Source organism: Amycolatopsis sp. NPDC004625, from assembly GCF_040609695.1.
In the GTDB taxonomy this organism is placed as follows: Bacteria; Actinomycetota; Actinomycetes; order Mycobacteriales; family Pseudonocardiaceae; genus Amycolatopsis.
Genome location: NZ_JBEXKX010000007.1, coordinates 222,040 through 244,554, shown reverse-complemented (window position 1 = coordinate 244,554; position 22,515 = coordinate 222,040). Strand labels below are relative to the sequence as shown.

16 protein-coding genes are annotated in these 22,515 nt (G+C 70.8%); 9 read left to right on the top strand and 7 right to left on the bottom strand.

Annotated features, from left to right (window positions below; all coding sequences use genetic code 11):
* Positions 1 to 30: 30 nt before the first annotated feature.
* Entirely contained in the window at positions 31 to 600 is a 570-nt protein-coding gene (locus ABZW17_RS10940) for a TetR/AcrR family transcriptional regulator (protein ID WP_354811974.1), read from the bottom strand.
* Between the two features lie 52 nt (positions 601 to 652).
* Between ABZW17_RS10940 and ABZW17_RS10935 the strand changes: the two genes are divergently transcribed.
* Genes ABZW17_RS10935 through ABZW17_RS10925 form a run of 3 tightly spaced genes read left to right on the top strand, consistent with a single transcriptional unit; the run spans position 653 to position 4,018 of the window.
* On the top strand, positions 653 to 1,879 hold the full coding sequence (locus ABZW17_RS10935) for an amidohydrolase family protein (RefSeq protein ID WP_354811972.1): 1,227 nt from the start codon (positions 653 to 655) through the stop codon (positions 1,877 to 1,879).
* Positions 1,876 to 2,730, top strand: coding sequence for an alpha/beta hydrolase-fold protein (locus tag ABZW17_RS10930; RefSeq protein WP_354811970.1), 855 nt, complete (start codon positions 1,876 to 1,878; stop codon positions 2,728 to 2,730). Before ABZW17_RS10935 ends, ABZW17_RS10930 begins: the two co-directional genes overlap by 4 nt.
* Positions 2,720 to 4,018, top strand: coding sequence for an FAD-dependent oxidoreductase (locus ABZW17_RS10925; RefSeq protein ID WP_354811968.1), 1,299 nt, complete (start codon positions 2,720 to 2,722; stop codon positions 4,016 to 4,018). Before ABZW17_RS10930 ends, ABZW17_RS10925 begins: the two co-directional genes overlap by 11 nt.
* Positions 4,019 to 4,037: 19 nt before the next feature.
* On the opposite strand, the gene ABZW17_RS10920 is transcribed toward ABZW17_RS10925, so the two are convergent.
* Positions 4,038 to 5,231 (bottom strand): cytochrome P450, encoded by a 1,194-nt coding sequence (locus ABZW17_RS10920; protein ID WP_354811966.1) that lies wholly within the window; start codon positions 5,229 to 5,231, stop codon positions 4,038 to 4,040.
* Between the two features lie 129 nt (positions 5,232 to 5,360).
* On the opposite strand from ABZW17_RS10920, the gene ABZW17_RS10915 reads away from it, so the two are divergent.
* Complete coding sequence (locus ABZW17_RS10915) at positions 5,361 to 6,818, top strand: FAD-binding oxidoreductase (protein WP_354811964.1); 1,458 nt, start codon at positions 5,361 to 5,363, stop codon at positions 6,816 to 6,818.
* A gap of 6 nt (positions 6,819 to 6,824) precedes the next feature.
* On the opposite strand, the gene ABZW17_RS10910 is transcribed toward ABZW17_RS10915, so the two are convergent.
* Entirely contained in the window at positions 6,825 to 7,811 is a 987-nt protein-coding gene (locus ABZW17_RS10910; protein ID WP_354811962.1) for a WYL domain-containing protein, read from the bottom strand.
* A gap of 113 nt (positions 7,812 to 7,924) precedes the next feature.
* On the opposite strand from ABZW17_RS10910, the gene ABZW17_RS10905 reads away from it, so the two are divergent.
* Positions 7,925 to 8,386 carry a VOC family protein gene (locus ABZW17_RS10905; RefSeq protein ID WP_354811960.1) on the top strand — a complete coding sequence of 154 codons (462 nt, stop codon included), beginning with the start codon at positions 7,925 to 7,927 and terminating at the stop codon, positions 8,384 to 8,386.
* A 46-nt stretch (positions 8,387 to 8,432) separates the two neighbouring features.
* Here ABZW17_RS10905 and ABZW17_RS10900 read toward each other — a convergent pair whose 3' ends face one another.
* The 3 genes from ABZW17_RS10900 to ABZW17_RS10890 are packed head-to-tail and all read right to left on the bottom strand — an operon-like array spanning position 8,433 to position 11,736.
* Positions 8,433 to 9,188 (bottom strand): SDR family oxidoreductase, encoded by a 756-nt coding sequence (locus ABZW17_RS10900; protein ID WP_354811958.1) that lies wholly within the window; start codon positions 9,186 to 9,188, stop codon positions 8,433 to 8,435.
* 11 nt (positions 9,189 to 9,199) lie between these two features.
* A complete protein-coding gene (locus ABZW17_RS10895; RefSeq protein ID WP_354811956.1) occupies positions 9,200 to 10,192 on the bottom strand; it encodes an LLM class flavin-dependent oxidoreductase in 993 nt (330 codons plus the stop codon).
* 11 nt (positions 10,193 to 10,203) lie between these two features.
* Positions 10,204 to 11,736, bottom strand: a complete 1,533-nt coding sequence (locus tag ABZW17_RS10890) for a long-chain fatty acid--CoA ligase (RefSeq protein ID WP_354811954.1) — start codon at positions 11,734 to 11,736, stop codon at positions 10,204 to 10,206.
* Between the two features lie 116 nt (positions 11,737 to 11,852).
* On the opposite strand from ABZW17_RS10890, the gene ABZW17_RS10885 reads away from it, so the two are divergent.
* The 4 genes from ABZW17_RS10885 (at position 11,853) to ABZW17_RS10870 (ending at position 17,471) form a co-directional block, all read left to right on the top strand.
* A complete protein-coding gene (locus ABZW17_RS10885; RefSeq protein WP_354811952.1) occupies positions 11,853 to 12,470 on the top strand; it encodes a TetR/AcrR family transcriptional regulator in 618 nt (205 codons plus the stop codon).
* Between the two features lie 197 nt (positions 12,471 to 12,667).
* A complete protein-coding gene (locus tag ABZW17_RS10880) occupies positions 12,668 to 14,854 on the top strand; it encodes a tetratricopeptide repeat protein (RefSeq protein ID WP_354811950.1) in 2,187 nt (728 codons plus the stop codon).
* A gap of 19 nt (positions 14,855 to 14,873) precedes the next feature.
* Positions 14,874 to 15,974 (top strand): radical SAM protein, encoded by a 1,101-nt coding sequence (locus tag ABZW17_RS10875; protein ID WP_354811948.1) that lies wholly within the window; start codon positions 14,874 to 14,876, stop codon positions 15,972 to 15,974.
* Between the two features lie 78 nt (positions 15,975 to 16,052).
* Positions 16,053 to 17,471 carry an amidase gene (locus ABZW17_RS10870; protein ID WP_354811946.1) on the top strand — a complete coding sequence of 473 codons (1,419 nt, stop codon included), beginning with the start codon at positions 16,053 to 16,055 and terminating at the stop codon, positions 17,469 to 17,471.
* 2 nt (positions 17,472 to 17,473) lie between these two features.
* Here ABZW17_RS10870 and ABZW17_RS10865 read toward each other — a convergent pair whose 3' ends face one another.
* Positions 17,474 to 22,318: a tetratricopeptide repeat protein gene (locus tag ABZW17_RS10865; RefSeq protein ID WP_354811944.1), complete on the bottom strand. Its 4,845-nt coding sequence runs from the start codon at positions 22,316 to 22,318 to the stop codon at positions 17,474 to 17,476.
* Positions 22,319 to 22,515: the final 197 nt, after the last annotated feature.

Sequence of the window (22,515 nt, the reverse complement as noted above, 5' to 3'; positions counted from 1 at the left end):
CACAACGACCCGATCAAACCCCAAGCGGCCCTAGGGAACAGACCGCTCCTTACCCATCCGCAGGATCAACGCGACCGCATCCTCCGAAAGCGCCCCGGGCGTCAGAACCTCCTGCAAAAGCAACCCCCGCATCGCGGCAACAGTGACGGTGGCCAAGGTCAGCGCTTCCCCGGCCTCGAACCCTTCCCGTTCCGCCAGCGAAGCCAGCACCTTGGTCAGGTCGTCGAGCGAGTCGATGAACTCGCGAAACTCCTCCGGCCGATACGCGGCAAGCCCCACGACGTGGAAGAACCCGCGGATCCGCGACAGCTGCTCCGGGCGTGTGTAGGCGCGCCAGATCGCCAGCACGAGGTCGTCGAACGTGCCGTCGCGGGCGGCCTCCAGGAGGGACTCGTTGTCGCGGGATCGCTGGGCCTTGAGCATCGCCGCCAAGACGCCCGGGAGTGACCCGAAGTGGTAGCGCAGCAGGGCGTGGCTGGTCTCCGTCCTGGTGGCGATCTCGCGCAGCGACACCTCCGGGGAGGGAAGGGCGCCCTCGAAGGCGTCGAGCAGGCGGGCCAGGAGCCGCTCGCGGGCGTCGCCGTTGCTTGACAGGATCACCTCCGGAGTTTATCCATTGGAAAAGAGATGCGCCAGCCGGAAGGGATGACTCGTGGGACGGTGTCAGGTGGTCGGCGCGACGGTCGTCGACGGATCGGGGCGTGACCCGGTCGAGGTGGACGTCGGCATCGACGGCGGGGTCATCACCCGGCTCGGTGGCTCGGGCGCACCCGGGGAACGCCTCGACGCCACCGGCCTGACGATGACGCCCGGCCTGATCGACGCGCACGTCCACCTGGGCCTGTCGAGCCCGATCCAGCCGCAGTTCTCGTTCCGGATCAGCGCCGCCGAACTGGCGGCGGACATCTTCGCCACGGCCGGTGCGACGCTCGACGCCGGGTTCACCACCGTCCGGGACACCGGCGGGGTCGACGGCGGCCTCGTCACCACGATCGCGAAGGGCAAGGTCCGGGGGCCGCGCGTCCTGTCGTGCGGGCCGGTGCAGTGCCAGCTCGGCGGGCACGGCTACTACGGCGCCGAGTGGGAACCCACCGAGCTGTGGGACAGCCACCACCTGCCCGGCCTGTGCGCCCTGTCCATGATGTCCGGCAACGCGGACGAGCTGCGGCGCAACGTGCGCGAGGCCTTCCGCCGCGGTGCCTCCTTCCTCAAGCTGTGCGTGACCGGCGGAGTGGTCGGCGCGCACGACCGCCTGTCCGACACCCAGTTCACCGTCGGGGAAATCGCCGTCGCCGTCGAGGAAGCCGCGGCGCGCGGCACCTACGTGACGGTTCACGCCCACAACAACGACGGCATCCGCAACGCCGTCGAGGCCGGGGCCCGCTGCGTCGAGCACGGCACCGACCTCGACGAATCCACGGCCACCCTGATGGCCGCGCGCGGGGTCGCCCTCGTGCCCACGTTCGCCGTCGTCGAGCAGCTGCTGCACGACACCGCCGGCGCGGGCCTCGACGCCTCGACCCGCGATCGGGTGCTCGGTGTTCGCGAGCGGATGACCGAGGCCCTCGCCGCCGCCAAGGCGGCCGGCGTGCGGATCGGGCTGGGTTCCGATCTCATCGGCCCGGCCCAGGACCGCCGGGGCGAAGAGCTCAGGCTGCGCGCGAACCTCGAAACACCGATGGAAGCCCTGGTGGCGGCCACCAGGACCAACGCCGAGATCCTCGGCCTGTCCGGCCGGGTCGGCGTCATCACGCCGGGCGCGCAGGCAGACCTCGTGTTGTGGAACGGCAATCCGGTCGAAGACCCCGGGTTGTTCGCTGATCCCGCCAATGCCGTCCTCGTTCTGCAGGCCGGCCGAATCGTGAAGGACCTTCGATGAGCACCATGTGGCAGGGCTGCCTCGCCGACACCGACTACTTCGAGCTGCCGTCCGGCGGCGGGCACGACTACGGCGTCTGGGTCACCACGCCACCGGGCTACGACCGCGCCACGACCCGAGCGCCCGCGGTGTACGTGCTCGACGGCAACTGGGCCGTGGGCATGACCGCTCCGCTGATCGTCACCCAGAAAGACCCCATGCAGCAGATCCGGCCCTACATCCAGGTCAGCGTCGGCTACGCGGGCGAGGACGCCCGGCACTGGGCACGGCTGCGCAACCGGGACCTCGTCCCACCCGGCGAGCCCATCGCCCCGGAGTTCGTCGACGCCGTGGAGACGGGAATCCGGACGGGCGCGATGACCCGCGAGGACGCCGACGCCTACCTCGCCGAACTGCGGGACACCCACGCCGACGCGTTCCTGGACTTCCTCACCACGGAACTGCACCCGCGGATCGAACGCGACTACGGCACCGCCGCGAGCGGTCACGGCCTCTTCGGCTACTCCTACGGCGGGCTCTTCAGCCTCTACGCCTGGCTCAGCGGCACCACGCTCTTCGAGACCGTCGGAGCGGGCAGTCCCGGCGTCGTCGGAGAAGGCAGCCAGATCTTCGCGCGGCTCGACGAACGGGGAGACAACCTGCCCGCCGCGAAGCTCCACCTGACCATCAACGACCAAGAGCTCCTCGGAAACCTCGCCGTCTACCAGAGCCTCACGAAGAACGCGGCCACCGTCCTGCACCGCCTGACCGCCCGCGATGGTGCCGTCACCAGCGCGGTCCTGCGCGAAACGCACGTGACCGGCCTGCAGGCCTCGTTCCTCAGCTACCTCAGGACCTGCCGTGCCCGGTGAGCGCCGGAGTGCCGACGTGGTCGTGATCGGGGCGGGCGTGATCGGGGCGTCGATCGCCCTCGAGCTCGCGCGGGCCGGGCGCCGGGTGATCGTGCTCGACCGGGCCCCGGGGGCCGGCCAGGGGTCGACCTCGGCGTCGAGTGCGATCGTGCGGTTCGCCTTCTCCACCGCCGCCGGGGTGGCGACGGCGTGGGAGGCGCACTTCGGCTGGCTCGACTGGGCCGGGCACCTCGGGTGCGATGTCGGCGACCTCGCCGTGTTCCGCCAGTGCGGGCTGGTGATGCTGGACGTCGACGCGGTTCCGCGGGCGTCCTGGCTTCCGTTGTTCGACGAGATCGGCGTTCCCTACGAGGAATGGGACAGCGCGACCTTGGCCGAGCGCGTTCCGGGTCTCGACGTCGGCCGCTATTGGCCGCCGAAGCGCCTTGACGACGAAGGGTTCTGGGAGGACGCCGAACGCTCGCTCGGTGGCGTGTACACCCCGGACGCCGGGTACGTGTCGGACCCGGGCCTCGCCGCCGTGAACCTCGCCGCCGCGGCCTCGGCGTGCGGGGCGCGGTTCCGCTTCCGCAGCACGGTGACCGCGGTGGAGAAGGCCGGCGGCCGCGTGCGGTCGGTGCGGCTGTCGGACGGCACCCGGATTCCCTGTGCCGTCGTGGTCAACGCGGCCGGTCCGTGGTCGGGCGCGGTGAACCGGCTGGCCGGCGTGGGTTCCGGCTTCACGGTCGGGGTGCGCCCGTTGCGGCAGGAAGTCGCGCACGTGCCGGTCCGGGCGGGCTACGGCGGACCGGTCGTGGCGGACCTGGACCTGGGCATCTATTTCCGCGGAGAAGCAGGAGGGGGCCTGCTCGTCGGCGGGACGGAACCGGCGTGCGATCCGCTGCAGTGGACCGACGACCCGGATGCCGTCGGCATCCACCCGACGGCCGCGGTCTTCGAAGCCCAGGTGACACGGGCCGCGCGGCGGTTGCCCGACTTGGCGGTGCCCCACCGGGCGCGCGGTGTGGTGGGCGTCTACGACGTCGCCGACGACTGGACGCCGATCTACGACCGCACCGAACTCGAGGGCTTCTACGTCGCGATCGGCACGAGCGGCAACCAGTTCAAGAACGCGCCGGTCGTCGGGCAGCTGATGCGGGAGCTGATCGACCGGGTGGAGAACGGCGCCGACCACGACGCCGTGCCCGTCCGGTTCCGGGCCCCGCGCACCGGCCTGGAGATCGACCTGGGGGCGTTTTCCCGCAGGCGCAACCGGAACACCGCAAACTCGGGCACCGTGATGGGCTGACCCCGGGCGACCCCGCGCTTCACCACACGACCGGCAGCGCCCGGACTCCCCGCATCAACCGGCCGGTCGTCCATTCCACGTCGGCGGCCGTGACGGCCAGGTTCAGGGTCGGGAGCCGCCGGATCAGGGTTCCGAACAGCACGCGCAGCTCCAGCCGGGCCAGGGGTGCGCCGATGCAGTGGTGGACGCCGAAGCCGAAGGCGAGGTGGCGGTTGACCTTCCGGCCGAAGTCCAGCTCACCGGCGTGCGGGAACACCTGCGCGTCGCGGTTCGCCGCATCCAGCTGGACGAGGACGGCGTCCCCGGCGTGGATCGTCCGGCCGCCGAGTTCGAGGTCTTCGGTGGCGATGCGGGCCAGGTCGGTGACGGTCACCAGCGGCACGAACCGCAACAGCTCCTCGACGGCGGCCGGGACCAGCTCGGGGTCGGCGGCCAGCGTGTGCCACAGCGGCCGCTCGGACAGCAGCTGGTAGCCGAAGCTGCCGATCTGGCTCGCGGTGGATTCGTGGCCGCCGGCCAGCAGGGCGATGCCGAGCATGAGCAGTTCGCGGTCGGAGAGCCGGTCGCCGTCGTCGCGGGCGGCCACCAGCGCCGTCAGCAGGTCGTCCGCCGGTTCGGCCTTGCGCCGGGCGATCAGGCCGGTGAGGCAGCCCGCGAGCCGGTCACGCGCGGCGGTGACGTCCGCGGGCGTGACGTCCCGGCCCACCGCCACGATGGTCTCCGTGCACCGGCGCACCAGCGCACGGTCGTCGAGCGGGACGCCGAGCAGCTCGCAGATCACCTGCACCGGCAGTTCCCACGCCACGGCGGCGGCGAAGTCGGCGGGCGGGCCGGCGGCGACCATCCGGTCGAGCAGCCCGTCGGCGATCTCCTGCACCCGCGGCCGCAACGCTTCGACCCGCCGGACCGTGAACGCCTTCGCGACCAGCGACCGGATGCGCCCGTGTTCCGGCGGATCCATGCACAGCAGGTTCCCGACGGGCTCGAAACCCGGCCGCGCCCGCGGAACGTCGGCGCCGGCCGCCGCCGCGCGCGAGAAGCGGGGGTCGGAGAGGACGAACTTCGTCTGCTCGTACCGGGTCACCAGCCAGGCGTCGCCGCCGTAGGGCATCGTGACGCGCGTCGGCCCTTCGCTCTGCCGGAGGTCCGCGAAGCGGGGGTGCGGATCCAGGGCCACGGGTTCGCCGAACGGGTACGGCTCGGCTGCGTCCATCGGACGTCTCCTTCCGGCGTGACGGAGCCCCGGACCAGCCTGGCACCGCCGGTGGCCGGGGCGCACCGGGGTTCAGCCGATCAGCGCACGCCGATGAACCCGGGACCACCGCGGGACGTCATCCGGTGCATGAACCTCGGGAGACGGTCGTTCCTGCGCCTCGCCGGCGTCACCACCGCCGGGCTGGCCGCCACGGCGTGCTCGCCGGCGCCGGCACCCGCACCGGCCCCCGCACCGGCCTCGCCCGGAACGGCGACGGGGACGCCGGGTCCGCCGGACTGGGCCGGGCTGCGCACCAGGCTGAACGGGCCCCTGCTGCGCCCCGGCGACGACGGCTTCGAACCGGCGAAACAGGTGTTCAACCCGCTGTTCGACGGCCGCCGCCCGGCTGCCGTGGCCCGCTGCGCCACGCCGGAGGACGTCGTGGCGTGCGTCGAAGCGGCCGGTGGCCGCGTTCCGGTCGCAGCGCGCAGCGGCGGGCACAGCTACGCCGGGTACTCGACGCCGGACGACGGCCTGGTCGTCGACGTCTCCGGGCTGGCGAAGATCGACGTCCGGGGTGACCGCGTCACGATCGGGGCCGGCGCCCGGCTGAAGGACGTCTACGCGGCGCTGGGCCGGGCCGGGCGGTGCCTGCCCGCCGGGACGTGCCCGACCGTCGGGATCGCCGGGCTCACCCTGGGCGGCGGGATCGGCGTGCTGACCCGCAAGTACGGCCTGACCTGCGACCACCTGGAGTCCGCGCGGATCGTCACCGCCGACGGCAAGGCGCGGACCGCCTCGGCGGACGCCGAACCGGACCTGTTCTGGGCGCTGCGCGGTGGTGGCGGCGGCAACTTCGGCATCGTCACCGAGTTCACCTTCACCACCGCCCCGGCGCCCGACGTCACGGTCTTCGGCCTGCGCTTCCCGCCGGCCGCGGCCGGCGCCGTGCTCGACGCCTGGCAGCGCTGGGTCGCCTCGGCACCCCCGGAACTGTGGACCAACCTCGTGCTCTCGGGCGGCCCGGCCGTCGGCTGCCGGGTCGGCGGCTGCTACGTCGGCGCGGAGTCCGGCCTGACCCCGCTGATCGACGCCCTGCTCGCCGACAGCGGGGCGACGCCCGCCGAACGGACGGTCCGCGGCCTGGACTACCCCGGCGCGATGAAGTACTACGCCGGCAGCGAGAAGCGGCAGTCGTTCGTCGGCGCGTCACGCGTCATCGCGGCCCCCGTCGAAGCCGCGAAGATCACGTCCGTCCTGGCCGGGCGCACCGGAACGGACCTGCTGATCGACAGCCTGGGCGGCGCGGTCGCCACCGTCGGCCGGACCGACACGGCCTTCTGGCACCGTGACGCGCTGGCGACGGTCCAGGTCTACGCCTCGGCGACGGCCGGCACCCACGACCGGGTCACGGCGTCGGTGACCGAGACGGTCGGCCGCCTCGCCGCCGCCGGGGCGACCGGCGCCTACGTCAACTACATCGACCCCGCGCTGCCGGACTGGATGACCGCCTACTACGGCGGCAACGCCGCGCGCCTGAAGGACGTTTCGCGGACCTACGACCCGGACAACGTCTTCGCGTTCGGACAGTCCATCAAGGTCTGAACCGCCTCAGCCGCCGGGTTCCGCCGCGCGGGCGGCGCGGCCGGCCAGCTCGGCGAACGCGGTCCGCAACTCCGGCGGCCCGACGACGTCGACGTCACAGCCGAACCGCAGGAGACCCGCGGCCAGCGCCGCCCACGACCAGGATCCGGTCCGCAGCCGGGTCTTCCCGGGCGCGGCTTCCTCGGCGACGCCGTCCCCGGCGAACGGCGCGACTTCGGCGACCGGCAGGGCGAGGACGACCTCGCCCCGGCACGGCCAGGCGTCGGCGGTGCCGGAACCCTTGAACCGGGCGGCGAGGAACGTCGCGACGTCGCCGCCCGGCACCTCCCGCGGGGTGAACCGCGGTCCGTTGGGGACCCGCAACCGCAGCCGGTCCACGCGGTAGGTCCGCCAGTCCGCCCGGCCGGCGTCCCAGCCGACGAGGTACCACCGTCCACTTCGGACGACCAGGTGGTGCGGCTGCACCCGGCGCGGCGGCCCGGGTGCGGCGTCCTGCGGGCGCGACGGCGAGTCGTAGTCGAACCGCACCTCCTCGGTGGCCCGGATCGCCGAGCTCAGCGCCAGCAGGACGGCGGTGTCCGCCTGGGTCGCGCGGCCGGCCGCGGTGATCTCCAGCCGGTCGACGCGCTGCCGCAGCCGGGCCGGCATCACCTGGCGGACCGTGGCCAGCGCCCGGGCGGCGGCCTCCTCGATCCCCGCGCCGGTGCCGACGGCGACCCGCAGCGCCACCGCCAGCGCGACCGCCTGCTCCTCGTCGAACAGCAACGGCGGCATCCGGCCGCCGGCTTCGAGCCGGTAGCCGCCCTCCGGCCCCTTGACCGCCTGCACCGGGTAGCCGAGCTCGCGCAGCCGGTCGACGTCGCGGCGCACGGTCCGTTCGCTCACCCCCAGCCGGCCGGCGAGCAGCGCGCCCGGCCAGTCCCGGCGGACCTGCAGCAGGGACAGCAGCGAGAGCAGGCGACCCGAAGTCACCGTCGACGACGCGAGCGGCATGACTTTCATGGTGCCACGAGAAGCGGACGTTCCCTGACCGCTACTCCTGCCATCGTGGCTCTCGTCGCCGGAACTCCCCGGCGCCGATCACCCCTCGTGAAGGACCGCACCCCATGTCGCTCACCGCCGTCGCCCACCTCAACTTCACCGGCCAGGCCCGCGAGGCGCTGGAGTTCTACCAGTCGGTCTTCGGCGGCCACGCCACCGTCGTCACCTACGCCGACTTCGGCGTGCCCGCCGGCCTGCCCGACGCGGACAAGGTCGTGTTCGGCCAGGTCACCGCGGACAACGGCTTCAGCGTGATGGCCTACGACGTCCCCGGCACCGACGGCCCGGCCAGGACCGCAGCCACGACCCGCCGGGAAAACGGCACCACCGTCACGAAGGAGCCGTTCTTCCTGTCCGTCCGCGGCGCCACCGTCGACGAGGTCACCCCGGTGTGGAAGGGCCTGGCCGAGGGCGCGACCGTCGTCGAAGAGTTCGGGCCCGCGCGGTGGGCGCCCGCGTTCGGGATGCTGGTCGACCGCTTCGGCGTCACCTGGATCATCGACGTCGCGGCCGGACACCGGGGCTGATCCGTCCCGGCGGTGGGATGCCCCGGCATCCCACCGCACCCGGCCCTCACACCAGCGACGCCGTCAGCCCGCCGTCGAGGACGTAGTGGCTGCCGGTGATCCAGCTCGCCCGGTCCGACGCCAGGAACGCCGTCACCTCGGCGATGTCCTGCGGCGTGCCGAGGCGGCCCTGCTTGGCCGCGACGAGGTCGCCGAACGGGACCTGGGTGGCCGCCTCGAAGTCCGGGACCAGGCGCTCGACCATGGCCGTGTCGGCGAAGCCCGGGCAGACCGCGTTGACCCGGACTCCCGCCGGGCGCATCTCGACCGCCGCCACCCGGGTCAGCTGGATCACCGCCGCCTTCGTCGCGCAGTACGACCCGAGCAGGGGGCTGCCGCCGATGCCCGCGATCGAGGCGATGTTGACGATGTTGCCCTTGGCCTCCACCAGGTGCGGGATCGCCGCCTTCATCGTCACGAACGTGCCGCGCACGTTGACCGCGAAGATCTTGTCGAAGCTTTCCGTCGGCTGCTGCAGCAGCGGTGACGACACCTCGATCCCGGCGTTGTTGACCAGGACGTCGAGACCGCCGAGGAGCTCGACGGCCTGCTGGATCGCCGACTGCACCTGGGTTTCGTCGGTGACGTCGCAGTTGGCGACACCGGCCGCGCCGAGTTCGTCGGCCGCTTGCTTGGCCGAAAGGGAATCGAGGTCACTGACCACCACGCGGGCGCCGCGTTCGGTGAACAGCGCCGCGATCGCCTTGCCGATCCCGGCGCCGGAGCCGGTGACGAAGACGCGCTTTCCTTCGAGTTCGGACATGCTGGTCCCTTTCACATCGCGTCGATCTTGGGGAGGATCTCTTCCTTCAGGCGCTTCATGTCGTCGAGTGTCTTCGCCACCGGGACGTCCTGGAAGGGCGGCCACAGGAACGGCATCGTCAAGCCGGCTTCCTTGTACCGTTTGAGCTGGTCGGTGATCTGCGCCTGCGAGCCGGCGAGCAGGTTGGTGCCCTTGCCCAGCGGGCTCTGGTCCAGGTCCTCGTCGGTGATGACGAACCAGATCATGCTGGCGATCTCGAGGTCGTCGACCGACCGCGGGGTGTCGAGCGCGTCGAGTTCGCGCTGGATTTCGGTGCGCCAGCGCCGGATGTCCTCGGGTGAGTCCTGGATGCCGATCCAGCCGGAGAGCCCGTACTTCGCGATCCGCGCGGCCGAGCGTTTCGCGTCCTTGAGGCCGCTGAAGAAGATCGGCGGGTGCGGCTTCTGCACCGGCTTCGCGCCGAACCCGCTGCGCTGGAAGTCGGCGAACTCGCCGTGGTACTCGAACAGGTCGGTGGTCCAGATGCCCTGCATGATCTCCAGGGTTTCGCGGACGTGCTTGTGCCGCTTGGGGAAGATGTGCGACGCGCTCGCGGCGGCGAACTCCTCGGGCATCCAGCCGGAGCCGACGGCGACGTTGAGCCGGCCGCCGGAGAGGTGGTCGATGGTGGCCAGCTCGGCGGCCAGGACGCCGGGCGAGCGGTAGGGCGTGTCGATGATGCTCATCCCGATCCGCACCTTCGACGTCTTCGCCGCGAGCCACGGGATGAGCGGCATGCCCTGGAGGAACTTGCCGCGCGAGCTGACCGGGAGGCCCTTGGGGAATCCCTCGATCATGCCGAAGGCGTACTGCATCTCCTGGGTGTCGGACGTTTCCGGGACGATGATCCGGTCGAGCGTCCAGACGGAGTCGAAGTCGAGGTCTTCGGCGAGGGCGGTGAGGTCCTCGAGTTCCCGCACGGTCACCTCGTCCCGGAAGTTCGGCAGGTAGAGCGCGAGTTTCATGGTGGTCTCCTTCAGCCGGCGGTGAGGGTGGTGCGGATTTCGGCCTTGAGGACCTTGCCGACGGTCGAGCGCGGCAGGTCCGGCCAGACTTCGATTTGCTTCGGCGCCTTGACGCTGCCGATGCGGTCCTTGACGAACGCGATCAGCTCGCCGGGGTCCAGCCGGGCCCCGGGCCGGAGCTGGACGACGGCGGTGACGCGCTCGCCCCACTTGTCGTCGGGCAGGCCGATCACGGCGCAGTCGCGGACGGCTTCGTGGGCCAGCACCGCCTGTTCGACTTCGGCGGAGTAGACGTTGAAACCGCCGGTGATGACCATGTCCTTGGCGCGGTCGACGATGTGGAGGAACCCTTCGCCGTCGAGGAAACCGATGTCGCCGGTGTGGTGCCAGCCGTGGGCGGACGCCTCCGCGGTGGCCTCGGGGTTGCGGTAGTAGCCGGCCATCACCAGCGAGCCGCGTACGCAGATTTCGCCGCGTTCCCCTGGCGGGACGGCGTTTCCGTCGCCGTCGAGGATCGCCACGGTGACCAGCGGCGACGGCCGCCCGGCCGAGGCCAGCCGTCCGGTGTGGACACTGCCGTCGGGCCGGCGGTGCTCGGCCGGCGACATCGTCGAGATCATCATCGGCGCCTCGGACTGGCCGAAGAGCTGGGCCATCGGTCCGATGCGGTCGAGGGCTTCGGTCAGCCGGGCCGTCGACATCGGGGCCGCGCCGTACCAGAAGCACTGCAGCGACGAGAGGTCCGTCGTGTCCAGGGCTTCGTGGCCGAGCACCAGGTAGATGAGCGTCGGCGGCAGGAACGTGTGGGTGACGCGGTGGCGCTCGACGAGCTCCAGGAACCGGCCGACGTCGGGCTTGGGCATGATCACGACCTCGCCGCCGCGGGCCAGGACCGGGAAGCAGAGGACGCCGGCCGCGTGGGTGAGCGGGGCCAGGGCCAGGTAGACCGGGCGGCCCTCGAAGGGGTAGCTCATCAGCGTGATCGCCGACATCACCTCGAGGTTGCGGCCGGTGAGCATGACGCCCTTGGGCCGCCCGGTGGTACCGCCGGTGCCGACGAGCGCGACGACGTCGTCCGGTTGCGGGGCCACGGCGGGCGGGTCGTCCTTCGCTTCGTCGAGCCACGTCTCGAACCCGGGCGCGAAGCCGTCGCTTTCCCCGAGGCGGACGAGCGTGGCCAGCTTCGGCAGCTGGGGCGCGATCCTGCGGACCAGGTCCTCGAAGGCGGGCTGGAAGACCAGGGTGGTGCAGTCGAACAGGTCCAGGAGCTCGGCGTTCTCGCCGGCGGCGTTGCGCGGGTTGATCGGGCACCACACCGCGCCGGCCCGGGAGATGCCGAAGACGCAGGTGAACGCGGTCGGGTCGTTGCCCGAGAGGATGCCGACCTTGTCCCCGGGGGCGACGCCGGAGCGGCGCAGGGCGCGGGCGACGGCCTCGGCGAGCTCGACGACTTCGCCGTAGGACCGGGAGACCCCGTCGAGGGTCAGGCAGGGCGCCCCGGGGTCCAGCGAGGCGCCTTTCTCCAGGTAGAAGAACAGAGACATCGTCGTCCCTCCCGACTTCGCCGGCGGCTGGTGACGACCATGACCGCCGTTTGGACGAATGTCAAGATTTTCCTGGACGATTGGTCAGAAAACCGCCGGATGGTATCTTCGGAGCCGTGACCAGCGCACCCGCCGTGAGGCGCCGGACCCCAGCCGACAAGTTCGAGGACCGCCGCCGGGAACTGGCCGACGCGGCGCTCCTGGCCCTGGCCGACCTCGGCTACGCCCGCACGAGCCTGCGCACGATCGCGGAGCACACGAAGTACTCCCACGGGCTGCTGCACTACTACTTCGCCGACAAGGTGGAGCTGATCACGTACTGCGTCCGCCGTTACAAGGCGGCCTGCGTCCAGCGCTACGAGGGCGGCGTCGGCGACGCGGCCACCCCGGGCGAGCTGGCGATCGCCTGCGCGGACGGGCTGGCGGCAGCGCTCGGCGAGGCGCCCCTGATGCACCGGATGTGGTACGACCTGCGCACGCAGTCCCTGTACGAGCCGGCGTTCCGCGAGGACGTGGCCGAGATCGACGAGAGCCTGCGGGACATGATCTGGCGCAACGTGAGCGCGTACGCGGCCTTGGCGGCAAGCGAGCCGACCTGCTCCCCCACCGACGCGTACGCGTTGTTCGACGGCCTGTTCCAGCAGGCCCTGCTCCGCCACCTCAGCGGCGAGGAGTCCGCCCTCGACGACCTTCGGCGCGGTGTCCGGGAGCTGTTCCCCCGCCTGGTCGCCTGATCCCGTCGGATTCCCGGGGTTCGACTGCGCCTGCCCGCGAATTCCGGAAGGCGCTCCCTTCGTCGGGCACCGGTGAATTCAATCTTGACCAGGCGATCCCGCTTCCCCGGTGATCACGGCAGAAGGTGACAATTTCTAGACAGCCGCTGTCGGGTGACTGACGACCCGAAGACGCCAAGGTACTCTGATCTGTTGCGATGACCTGGCCAAAAGCGGGACCGCTGGAGGTCCGTTTGAACCCGCCAGCGTACAACCCCGGAAACGACCACACCGGCTCCGCGGACAACGTCGTCCAAGCGGGGCACGTCCACGGGAGCATCAACGTCCACACCTCGCTGCCGGACGTCATGCGGACCCCGGTGCCGCACCAGCTTCACGGTGTGGTGCGGCATTTCGTCGGACGTGCCGCCGAACTGAGCCAGTTGCGCATGGTTCTCGAGCAGCGGACGGCCGAGGGGCCGCTCGTCACCACGACGATCGTCGTCTCCGGCGCGCCGGGAGTCGGTAAGACCGCACTGCTCGTTCACTGGGTCCGCCAGGTCAGGGACGAATTCCCGGACGGCGTGCTTTACGTCGACCTGCACGGTTACGGCCCGGTGGCCCCGAAGAACACCGGCCAGGTGCTCGACAGTTTCCTGCGCGCGCTCGGCGTTTCTCCCCAGCTCATACCGTCCGAGCTGGAAGATCGCTCCGCGCTTTACCGAAGCATGCTGACGAGTCGGCGGATGGTCGTCATCTTGGACAACGCCGACAATTCAGAACGGATCAGGCCACTCCTGCCAGGATCGGAGTTCGCCCTTGCGTTGATCACGAGCAGAAGCACTCTTTCTGGCCTGGTCGTGCGGGATGGAGCTTACAGAATGACGCTGGACACGCTATCACCGAGCGAGGCGGACAACCTGCTGCGCCAGATCATCGGTGCGGACCGCGTCGAAGCCGAGCCCGCCGCGGCGGCCGAACTCGCCAGGCTGTGCGCATTCCTGCCGCTGGCGTTGCGCATCGTCGCGGAACGGATCTCCGCACAGCCGCACGCGCGGCTCGCGGATCTGGTCGGCGACCTGACCTCCGAGGCGCGACGGCTGGACATCCTGTCGCCCGCGGACGACGAGCAGACGGCGGTGCGCGCCGTGTTCTCCTGGTCGTACCGGGCGCTGACGCCACCGGTCGCGCGGCTCTTCCGGCTGCTGGGCACCAGCCCGTGTCCCGACCTGACCGTCCCGGCCATCGGCGCCCTGGCCGAGCTCGACCCGGCGGAGACGCGCACCCTGCTGTTCAGCCTGGTGAGCCTGCATCTGCTCACCGAACACCAACGCGGCCGATACAAGTTCCACGACTTGTTGCGGGTGTACGCCGCCGAGCGGGCAGCCGAAGACGAGCCGGCCGCGGAACGCGCCGCCGCCCTCGATCGGCTGCTGAACTGGTACCTCGACGCCGCCGACGCAGCCGACCGGCGGGTCGCGCCGGGCGGAACGTCCATCACGCCGGTCCGCGAACTCGCCGTCGAGTTCGGCTCCTACGACGAGGCGCTCGCCTGGTTCGAGACGGAGAAGGAAAATCTCCGAGCCGTGATACGAGGGGCGCTCGAATCGGGGCACCACGACATCGCCGCCTACCTCGCGCTGGAGATGTGGGGCTTCTTCAACATCCGGAAGTACTGGACGGATTGGCTGGCCTGCAACGAGATCGGTCTCGCGGCAGCCGGTCTGTCCGGGAACCGGCGCGCGGAGGCGTGGCTGTTGACGAGCCAGGGAACCGCGTACCGCAATCTGCGCCGGCGCGCCGAGGCAATCGAATTCCACCGGGGCGCTCTGGAGAAATTCGACCTGATCACCGATCTCGCCGGAGTGGGCTACGCCCGCCAGAATCTGGCGAACGTCCAGGCCGACGGCCGGGAATTCGAACCCGCACTGGTCAATTTCGGTCTGGCGCTGGATGCATTCCGGCAGCTGACCGACACTCGGGACCGCCTTCGGGGCGAAGGCGTCACATACAACTCGATGGCTGTGGCCTACAACAACATGGGTGAATACGAGAGCGCGTTGGAGTGCGCCCGCAACGCGATCGACAGGTGGACCGAGCTGGACAGCGGGCACGGTCTGGCTTTCGGGCACCACAGCATCGGAACGGCGTACGCCGGGCTCGGGCGGTTCGACGAGGCGGTCACCAGCTTCGATGCCGCGCTGCGCATTCGCCGGCAGATCAACGACCGGCATGGTGAGGCGCGATCCCTGCTCGCACTGGGTGCCGTCCAGCAGGACCTGCACCGGGTGGTCGACGCCAGGGAGTCGGCGCGGTCCGCGGTCGAGATATTCACCGTGCTGAACGCACCCGAGATCGAGGACGCCGCTGAACTGCTGACACAACTCGAACAGTCCGGGAGCTAACGGCCGCTTGGGAGTAGCTATGGCGCAGTACGGAACAGCAGACGGAACCCTCCGTGCCGAGCAGATCAGCCGGCTGCCGCTCGGCACCGGCACGCCGCCGGCCGGGCTTGATCGTTGGCGCGCGGCCCTGCCCGAACCGTCCGCGCCCTTCGACGACGCCATCGGCGGGGACTGCACGATGTGCATCAAGCAGCATCGTGACCATGGTTCACACGGCTACGCCCTGTGGCTGGAAGTCGAGGAGCGCTGCAACCTGGACTGCCTGTTCTGCTACAACCCCTGGCGGCCGGCGGCCTCCACCGCCGAGGAGCTTCAGCCGATATCCGCCGCGGAGTGGGAGGACCTGGTCGATCTCCTGATGTCGGACATCGAACTGGAGAGCGTGACTCTCTCCGGTGGCGAGCCGCTCATGTACCCGGGTCTGGTGGACGTCGTGGCCCTGCTCCGGCGCCGCAGCCTCCCCGTGGCGATCACCACGAACGGGCGCAGCGGCACCCGGGCGCGTATCGCCGCGCTGGCCGGCGCGGGGGTGCAGCAGATCTCCGTCCCGGTGCACTCGCACCGGCCGGAGGTGCACGATTCACTGGCCGGCGGCGCGTCCTGGCACGCTGCGATCCGCACCATCGCGCTGGCCCGGGAAGCCGGGGTCGACGTCGTCCTGACCGCGGTACTGACCGGCCGGAACAGCGCGGAAGCCGAACTGGACGGCCTCGCCGGAGTCGTTGCCGCACTCGGCGTCCGCAAGGTGGTGGTCAACTGTTTCCACGCCACCGGCCAAGGCCTGCTGCACGAGTCCGAGCTGCACATTTCGAACGACGAATTCGCCGAGGCGCTGGCCTGGTTGCGGCACAAGCTACCGGACACGGCGGTGACCATGGGGTCGCCACCGCCCTCGGCCCCCGATGCCGACGGCGGGGCCGGGACCGTACGCCGGATCGCCGTGTCGCCTCGCGGGGAGCTGAAGTTCTGCAACCACTCCAGCACCGGGCTGCTCAACCTGCGCCGAGCACCGCGCGACGAAACAGCGCACATCCTGCAGCGAATCTCGGCCGGCGAGCACGCCGACCTGCTGGGGTCGATCAACAACTGCGCATGTCTGGGTCAAACGTCCTCGTTGTGACCCCGGGACATCCTTCCGCATCCCATTGCGGACGAAGGAATTTCGTGCCCTCGGCGGGGTACCGCTAACGTCGGATTCATGGAGTGGAGCTACCAGTCGGCCGAAGAACTCATCGCCGCGTTGCGGGGTGGTGCGGTGACGTCCGTGGACCTGACCGAAGAGGCGATCGCCCGCGTCGAGCGCGGTGACGAGGTGGTCAACGCGATCTGCGTGCGGGACTTCGACCGGGCGCGGGCCGCGGCGCGTGAGGCCGATCGGGCCCGGGCGCGGGGTGAGGAGCGGCCGCTGCTCGGCGTCCCGGTGACGGTCAAGGAGTCGTACGACCTGGCCGGGCTGCCCACGACGTGGGGCCTGCCGGCGCACCGGGACTACGTGCCGGCCGAGGACGCCGTCCAGGTGTCGCGCCTGAAGGAGGCGGGCGCGGTGATCCTGGGCAAGACCAATGTCCCGCTGGGCCTGCAGGACATCCAGAGCTTCAACGACATCTACGGCACGACGACCAACCCGTGGCACCCCGGCCGCACGTCGGGCGGCTCCTCCGGTGGCTCGGCGGCGGCCCTGGCGTCCGGGTTCGGCGCGCTGTCCATCGGCTCGGACCTGGCGGGCTCGCTGCGCACCCCCGCGCACTTCTGCGGGGTCTACGCGCACAAGCCGACCCTCGGCCTGGCGGCCCGCCGCGGCATGGTCCCGCCCACCGAGCCGGCGTTGCCGGCCGAGTTCGACCTGGCGGTCGTGGGCCCGATGGCCCGCACGGCCCGCGACCTCACCCTCCTGCTCGACGTCATGGCGGGCCCGGACCCGCTGACCCTGGGCGTGGCCCACCGCCTGCAGCTCCCCCCGCCCCGCCACTCGCGACTCGGCGACTTCCGGGTCCTGGTCCTGGAGGACCACCCGTGCATCCCGACCGCCGCCGCAGTCCGGACGGCGGTGAACGCCGTGGCCGACGCCCTCACCGACGGCGGCGCCCGCGTCGAACGGCACAGCCCGGCGCTGCCCGACCTGACCGAAGCCGCGACGGTGTACATGCAGTTGCTGATTTCGGGCACGGTGGCCAAGTTCCCGATGGATCCGAACGCGGGCGGCGAGGGCCTCGACGCGGTGCGGATGCGCGCGTTGACGTTCAGCCACGCCGACTGGCTCGGGGCGGACAACCGCCGCGAACTCCACCGCCACGCCTGGCGTCAGGTGTTCCGCGACTTCGACGCGGTGGTGTGCCCGGTGACGCCGACCGTGGCCTTCCCGCACGACCACCACCCGAACCCGTTGGAACGCCGCCTCGACGTCGACGGCGTGGGGTATCCGTATTTCGACCAGCTGGTGTGGGCGGGGCTGGCCACGATGCCGGGACTGCCGGCGACGGCGGTACCGGTGGGGATGTCGGCGGAGGGATTGCCGGTCGGGGTGCAGATCGTCGGTCCGATGTACGAGGACCGGACCCCGTTGCGGCTGGCCGAGTTGCTGGAGGAGAAGATCGGCGGATTCCGGCCGCCCGAATAGGACTATCCGGCCTCTTCGGGTCCGGCCTCCGGACGCGACTGTCCACCCGGTGACGCCCGATCAACGCCATCGGCGGACGCCGTGCCGTGGTCCAGAAGCGCGTCGTCTTCCAACGCAGTGGCGATTGTTTCAGCCGCGTCTCTGCCGATGGCCTCCGTTATTGCCTCGCTCCAGCTTTGTGCACCCAGGCTGTCGCGCAGTACCAGGAGTCGCCGAAGGTCGAATGCTCTCTCGGACAGCTGTAGCTGGGCACGCATGTATGCGGCGTGCGCATGAAGGGTGACAGCCTTGACTTGATCACCGGACTCTTCGGCCAGGATCCCGAGCTGACTGACTGTGTGCGCCAGGTCGGCACGGTTGCCGATTTCTCTTTTGATGGCCAGAGAATCAGTGTAGTAACGTTCGGCCTCGGCGTACTCACCACGGAGCTGGGCTATCATGCCGAGCTGGTGGTAACCGGTGGCCACACCGACGCGGTTGCCGAGCTTTTCGTCGATGGCCAGGGATTCGGTGTAGCGACGTTCGGCCTCAGCGTACTCGCCACGGGAGTACATGAGGTTGCCGAGCTGGTGGTAACTGATGGCCAGGCCGGCGCGGTTGCCGACTTCCTCGCTGATGGCAACGGACTCGGTGTAGCGACGTTCGGCCTCGACGTAGTCGCCGCGAACCTCGGCAAGCATGCCAAGCTGATGGTAGCTGCTGGCCAACCCCACCCGGTCGCCGATTTCATTTCTGATCGCAATGGACTCGGTGTAGCGACGTTCGGCTTCCGCATAGTCGCCACGGAGGTACGTGAGGTTGCCGATCTGGTGATGACTGCTGGCCAAGCCGGCCCGGTCGCCGACTTCCTCCCTGATGGCGAAGGACTCGGTGTAGCGACGTTCGGCTTCGGCGTACTCACCCTGGACCTGGGCGAGGATGCCGAGCTGGTGGTAACTGGTGGCCACGCCGACGCGGTTGCCGAGCTCTTCTTCGATGGCCAGGGATTCGATGTAGCGACGTTCGGCCTCGGCGTACTCACCCCGGTCCTGGGCTATCATGCCGAGCTGGTGGTAACTGGTGGCCATACCGACGCGGTTGCCGAGCTTTTCGTCGATGGCCAGGGATTCTGCGAAGCGACGTTCGGCCTCCGCGTAGTCACCCCGGTCCTGGGCGAGGATGCCGAGCTGCCCGTAGCTGCTGGCCATGCCGGCCCGGTTACCGAGTTCCTCCTTGATGGCCAGGGATTCCGTGTAGCGACGTTCGGCCTCGGCGTAGTCGCCCCGGACCTGGGCGAGGATCCCGAGCTGGTGGTAGCTGGTCGCCATGCCGGCCCGGTCGCCGAGCTCCTCCCGGATGGCCAGGGATTCCGTGTAGCGACGCTCGGCCTCGGCGTACTCGCCCCGGCGTTGGGCGATCATGCCGATCTGGTGGTAGCCGTTCGCCACACCGGCCCGGTCGCCGTGCTCTTCCTTGATGGCAAGGGCTTGGTCGTAACGGCGTTCGGCTTCGGCGTAGTCGCCCCGGAGCTGGGCGAGGATCCCGAGCTGGTGGTGCCATGGCGCCTGTTGTTCAGGCGTGCGTGCCAGAACGGCGAGTGTGTGGTGGATGAGTGCCAGCTCGTGGTCCCAGGCGCCCACGACCTGAAGCCGGAGCGCGATGGTCTGACTGATCGATTCTGCGTCCCCGAGTTCGTCGCCTGCGATGAGGTGGTGGCGCATTTCCAGCGCGTCGTGCAGGTCCGCGTCGCGGTCTTGAGGCCAGACCTTGATACGCCAGTTCCAGTATTCCGCTGCTTTGCGGTGTGCTTGCTGCAGCTCGTCGTCGTGGCAGCAGCGCTCGAGGGCGGAAGCGGTCCAGCGGTGCACGAACACCGTTCCGGTCTCGGCGTTCACGGTGAGCAGGCTGGTTGCCGCCAGCTCCGCGGCGAGGTCGCCGAGGTCGTAGGACGTCGACCGTGGCGGCGTCGGTCTCGCCGCGAGCTCGTCGAGATCAGGTTGGATCCGGGCCAGCACCTCCGGCGGCAGCTCGCTGATGTTCAACCCGGCCGGCGGGACACGATGGTGTTCGAGGACAGCCAGGATGTGCTCCTGCGCACCCCGGCGGTCCGGCTCGTGTGCAGCACCCTCGTCGACATCGCCGAGCTGGAACAGCAGCGCATCAAGGCCGACCGGTTCCCGGTAGACGGACGCGCCGAGCAGCAGTCCACGGGCGCCGGGGTGGTCTTCGAGCGTCCGCAGAAGCGCGTCGAGCAGGACGTCGTCGGCGATCAGCGTCACCGTCTGCGCCAGTGCCGCGTCGAGAGTGTCGGCGGTCTCGGCCGCCTGGGCTTCGGGATGGGCCTGGATCGCCTCGGAGAGGCGTGCGGTGACGTCGTGGTAGCGGGCGTGCCCGTGGTTGAGGAGGGCATCGAGGTACTCGAGACTGCGGGGATGCCCGCCGACCAGCCGCCACACCTTTTCGACGTCGTCATCGCCCAGCCGGTCCAGGGCCGGCAAGGACCAGATCAGCTTGAACGTCTCGGCCATCGACATCGGCCCGACCGGCGACGACCGCAGGTGCCGGTGCGCGTCGCGCGGCAGGGCGAACTCGTAGCGGGAAGTGATCAGCAACCGGCTTTCCCCCGGATCCGCCGCCCAGCGGGCCAGCAACTCCGCGAGGGCGTTGTCGCCGAGCCGGCGGTCGGTGAGGTTGTCCTCGAAGTTGTCGAGCACCAGCAGCACCGGGATTCGGCTGAGCACCTGCTCACGCAAGGCGGCGAACCGGTCCTGCCACGGCTCGCTGACCTGGCCGGCGTAGCCGACGGCACGCCGCAGCTGGTCGAAGCCGCCCTGCATGGCCAGGTGACGGCGCAGCGCACTCGTCACCTCGGTGAGCACGACATCCACCGACAGTTCGCCCTGGCAGACGACGGTCACGGAGAACCGGAGGTGCTGCAGCAGCTCGGCGGCCAAGGTCGTCTTGCCGACGCCGCCGATGCCGTGCAGGACGACGCCACTGACCGATGCTCCGGCCAGTGCGGCCGGTAACGCCCGCTGCTCGCGGCGGCGGCCGACGAAGTTGCCGTGCCCACGCCACGACAACCCGGCCACCGACTTGCTCTCCTGCTCGGGCAAAGGCTCGCGTCGTGCCGGGTCGAACACGGGCGTCGAGCCGGAGCCGGCCAGGACGGTGACGACGCTCCACTCGTCCAGCGCCGCCAGCTTGCTCTCTCGCGGATGGTCCGAAGTCGCGAGCTGCAGCTGCACGATCCGGCGGGCGTCGGCGACGGCGGCGACCACGTCCGGGATCGAGGACTGGGCGAGTTCCTGGTAGACGCGGGCGAACAGCGCGGTGGCGTACCAGTCGGTCACCGTGGTTTCGGTCCCGATCGCCACGCTCGCCCCGTGCCCCACCAGGCTCGCCGCCAGCGACGGCGCCCCTTCCTCGCCGGGAACGTCGGTGTAGCAGGCGGCCAGGCAGATCACCGGCGGCATCCTCCCCGGCGGGATCGCCTCCTCCACCAGCTGTTCCGCGGTCACCGCCCGTGCGGATCCCTCCTCGTCCTCCAGATCGAGCACCCCGGGACCACCGTGACACGACAGGTGCAGGACGTGCGCCGGCGCCTCGTCCAGCGCGGCGCGGATCGCGGCCGTCGTCGCGAACGGCACCACCCGCACGTCCGCGTCTCCGGCGCGGGCGCCGCGGACCGCGGCGACCACGTTGCGGAGTTCGCGTTCGTAGTCGAGCTCGGGGCCGCCGCCGCGTTCCGGAGCGGAGATCGCGACCAGGATCCGCAACGGCCCCGGGATCTTGCGGACCTTCGGCGCCTGCACCTGCCGGAACACGGTGACCAGCGGGCACAAGGCCAGCGGCCGCAACGACTCCGGGTCCGGCAGGGCCTCCCACGGCAGTCCCGGCCAGCCCGGCGCATCGACACCGATGCGCACGGGCACGTGCTCTGCCGTGGCGCGCCGCATCATGCGCGCCAGCGCGTCCGCGACCGGCACGGGCAAGAACGATTCCGCCAGCAGCTGCCCGGCCCGCCGCAGCGACAGCGCTCCGGCCGGCTCGGCACGCTCCGCGTCGGGCGCGATCGTGCGGCCCGCGGCGCCGGCACGGGCCCGGCGTACTTCCCCCAGCGCCGCAGCCAGCCCCAGGCTGACCCCGCGATGCGGTGCGGCGGCTGACGTGCCCGCGCCCGTCAGCCGGACCTCGGTTCCCGTCACCGACAGGACCAGGTCCACCGCTTCGCCCAGGTCCGGCGCACCCTCCACCGCCACGGCAACAACGCCGGCGAGGAGGTTCTCGACGTCTTCGGTGCGGGCCACCCACACCGAATGCTGCAGCCAGCCGTCCGCCGCGTTGTAGCGCGCCGACACCACTCCGACCACCCGGTCGTCGGAGATCCGGCGGACCGGGGCCCCGCTCATCCCCTTCAGGACGTCTTTCGCCGACAACCGCCCCAGCGGCACCTGCCGGTCGCGGGTCGTCCCACCCGCCCACCGCCCGGGGGCGTCGAGGTGCCCGTACTCGTGCCCCGGGTCGTTCACCTCGACGACCCCGGTGACCACGACCGGATCGTCGAGCGGCGCCCAGTCGGTCGCGAACCACCCGGCCACCGACCCGGACAACGGCTGCGCCAGCCGCAGCACGGCCAGATCGTGCAGCGGATCGATCCGGATGACCTCGGCCGCGGTGGGTTCGCCCGCGCCGTTGAGCGCGTCGACGCCGACGGTGTCGTGCTCGGCACTGCGACCGAGATCGTCCAGGACGTGCCACGCCGTCACCACGACACCCGGCGACACCTGGAAGCACGTACCGAACGCATCGCCGGCGTCCGTGAGCACCCGGCCCAGGTAGGCGGGGATACGCGGGTCCTTCGGCATCGGGCCACTCCGCGTCCCGGGGCTCGGCACAACCTGACCCGCCACCGTGGCTCCTCCCTCTGTCACAGCACAGTCGTATCCTCCGCTCGCGCCGTTACGCACGGTGCCGGCCTTGCGCGCCGGCCGAACAGGAACCCGCCGCAGGAGGGAAAGCGGACTCCTGCCAAGGCCCGGCGAAACGACCGGAGGCCGGCTCA